At 63.2% G+C, this 2,679-nt stretch carries 3 protein-coding genes; 1 reads left to right on the top strand and 2 read right to left on the bottom strand.

Translation table 11 applies throughout. The features are described from left to right. The coding region (locus ACHFFZ_RS12345) for a recombinase family protein (RefSeq protein WP_394276905.1) at positions 1 to 251 on the bottom strand (251 nt) is incomplete at its 3' end. A gap of 162 nt (positions 252 to 413) precedes the next feature. Further along, the gene (locus ACHFFZ_RS12340) at positions 414 to 815 is read right to left on the bottom strand and encodes a MerR family transcriptional regulator (protein ID WP_006898346.1); all 402 of its coding nucleotides are present in this window, start codon (positions 813 to 815) and stop codon (positions 414 to 416) included. Positions 816 to 1,067: 252 nt separating this feature from the next. On the opposite strand from ACHFFZ_RS12340, the gene ACHFFZ_RS12335 reads away from it, so the two are divergent. Further along, positions 1,068 to 2,516 (top strand): SulP family inorganic anion transporter, encoded by a 1,449-nt coding sequence (locus ACHFFZ_RS12335; RefSeq protein ID WP_101841493.1) that lies wholly within the window; start codon positions 1,068 to 1,070, stop codon positions 2,514 to 2,516. Positions 2,517 to 2,679 lie beyond the last annotated feature (163 nt).

The following is a 2,679-nucleotide window of genomic DNA, read 5'->3' as shown; positions in this document are numbered from 1 at the left end:
TCATGCAACTCGGTCAGCTGATCGATCAGTTGCCGAATCGATCGGCCCAGCCGGTCCAGTAGACAGACCACGAGGGTGTCGCCCGGGCGCAGTTGATCGAGGAGCTTTCCCAACTCTGGGCGGGAGGCCAATGTCCCGGAGGCGGTGTCGGTGAAGACCTTGTAGCAGCCGGCAGCGGCGAGGGCATCGTGCTGCAGTCGGGCGTCTTGATCGCCAGTCGACACCCGTGCGTACCCGAAAGCGTGGCCCATACCGACAAATGTAGCAATACTCGTCGCTGCTGGGCAGATCAGAAACATAGATTTTGAGACTGGGTTCCGCTACAGAATTGGCTTCCGCCCACCTCGGCGTATCCAAATCCGGCGAGCTCGAGTTCACTTGTAGCAAAAACGGTCGTTTATGGATCAGCCTGCTTAGTCAAACCTCTGGCGGAATAGTTGCAAGAACTCGGCGCTGTACTCGAGTTGGGTCTGCAGTTCGAGGTAGCGCGCTTCAGCTTCGGCGCGGATCTCTTCGACGGTCATTCGAGCTGCGTGCCAGTCATCGAGCCCCGGCGATTCTGAGCGTTGGGCCGCCGTAAGGATGTCGGTGGCTTCGAGGAACTGCTTCATGCGTTCCAGCGAGAAGCCCAAAGGTTTCATTCGCCGGACGAGGAGCAGTCGGTCGATGTCGGCGTCGGTGTAGAGCCGGAATCCGCCGGCGGTGTGGCCGGAGGGCACCACTAGGCCGATGTCGTCGTAGTGGCGCAGCGTGCGGATCGACAGGCCGGTGAAGTCAGCGACCTCACCGACCATTCGTGCGGACTCTTCCCGCATCACACTCCTCGTGAAATAGGTCACGGTGTCGGTCCCAAATTCAACGCTACCCAAACCTGACGTTACGGTAGGTTTCAAACCTCCCGTTACGGGAGAGTGTGTCATGTTCCCTCCACGGTTAGGAAAACCCCCGTGACAGCTCCCACCCACGCATCCGGGGCCTCGTCCCCGCCCCCGGCCAGCTCGGATGACGATCTCGCACCCGTCGGCGTCCTCGCGTCGTTCAAGTACGCCTTCTCTTCCCCCCGCCGACTGCGCACCGAGGTCTTGGCCGGTCTGGTCGTCGCGCTCGCGCTCATCCCCGAGGCGATCTCGTTCTCGATCCTCGCCGGAGTGGACCCGAGGGTCGGGCTGTTCGCCTCCTTCACCATGGCCGTGACGATCGCCTTCACCGGCGGACGGCCCGCGATGATCTCCGCAGCGACCGGCGCAATCGCCCTGGTCATCGCCCCCGTGGCGCGCGAGTACGGGTTGGACTACTTCATCGCCACCGTGCTGCTGGCCGGCATCTTCCAGGTCGTGTTGAGCGTGATCGGGGTGGGCAAGCTCATGCGCTTCATCCCCCGGTCGGTGATGGTCGGGTTCGTCAACGCCCTGGCCATCCTGATCTTCACCGCGCAGATCCCGCACCTGCTGGGTGTGCCGTGGCTGGTGTACCCGATGGTCGCCGCTGGCGTGCTCATCATGGTGTTCTTCCCCAAACTTTCGGCCGCGGTGCCGGCCCCGCTGGTGGCGATCGTGGCGATCACCGCCGTGGTCGTGCTCTTCGGCTGGACCATGCCCAACGTCAGCGATCAGGGCGAGCTGCCCTCCTCGCTGCCGTCGCTATTCATCCCCGACGTGCCGTGGACGTTGGAGACGCTGCAAATCATCGCCCCCTATGCCCTGGCGATGGCGCTGGTCGGGCTCATGGAGTCGATGATGACCGCCAAACTCGTCGATGACATCACCGAGGTCCGCTCCGACAAGACCCGTGAGGGATGGGGCCAGGGCGTGGCCAACATCGTCACCGCCTTCTTCGGCGGCATGGGCGGCTGCGCGATGATCGGCCAGACCATGATCAACGTCAAGCAGTCCGGCGCCCGCACCCGCCTGTCCACCCTGCTGGCTGGGATCTTCCTACTCATCCTCGTCGTAGCGTTGGGCGACATCGTCGGCCTGATCCCCATGGCTGCCCTGGTCGCGGTGATGATCATGGTCTCGGTGGCCACCATGGACTGGCACTCCATCCACCCACGCACCCTGCGCCTGATGCCGCTCCCGGAGACGATCGTCATGGCGGTCACCGTCGCCGCGACTGTGATCACCCACAATCTGGCCATCGGCGTCATCCTCGGGGTTCTGACCGCGATGGTCATGTTCGCCCGCCGCGTGGCCCACATGACGAGCCTGGAGAAGGACTCTGAACTCGACGTCAATCACGACGGCACCATCGACATCCGCACCTACCGAGTGCGTGGCGAGCTTTTCTGGGCCTCGAGCAACGATCTGGTCTACCAGTTCGACTACACCGGCGACCCCCAGCACGTGGTCATCGACCTGACCGAGGCCGATATCTGGGACGCCTCCACCGTGGCCACCCTGGACGCGATCACCCACAAGTACGCCGCCAAGGGCAAGACCGTCGAGATCATCGGCCTTGACGGATCGAGCCTCGATCGTCTGGACAAACTCTCCGGCCACCTCGGCGACGAACACTGACTCCGCCGCTCCACCCTCGCCAGCGGCTTCACCTGAGCCGCCAAACGAAGCTGCGAAATCCCGCCAAACGAAGTTGAGAGTCACACCCGTAGCCCCGAGGACGGCCCAGAAAAGTGTCCAATATTCCTGTCGAGGATCTTACCGCACGTCACACAACCAGAGC

It is taken from the genome of Luteococcus sp., from assembly GCF_043424415.1.
Lineage (GTDB): Bacteria > Actinomycetota > Actinomycetes > Propionibacteriales > Propionibacteriaceae > Luteococcus.
The sequence above is the reverse complement of the archived record's forward strand: the minus strand, read 5'-3'. Positions and strand labels throughout refer to the sequence as shown.

What these genes read in the sequence shown, in the direction of transcription:
- ACHFFZ_RS12340 (WP_006898346.1), bottom strand. Translation starts at nt 815, where the DNA reads ATGCGGGAAGAGTCCGCACGAATGGTCGGTGAGGTCGCTGACTTCACC.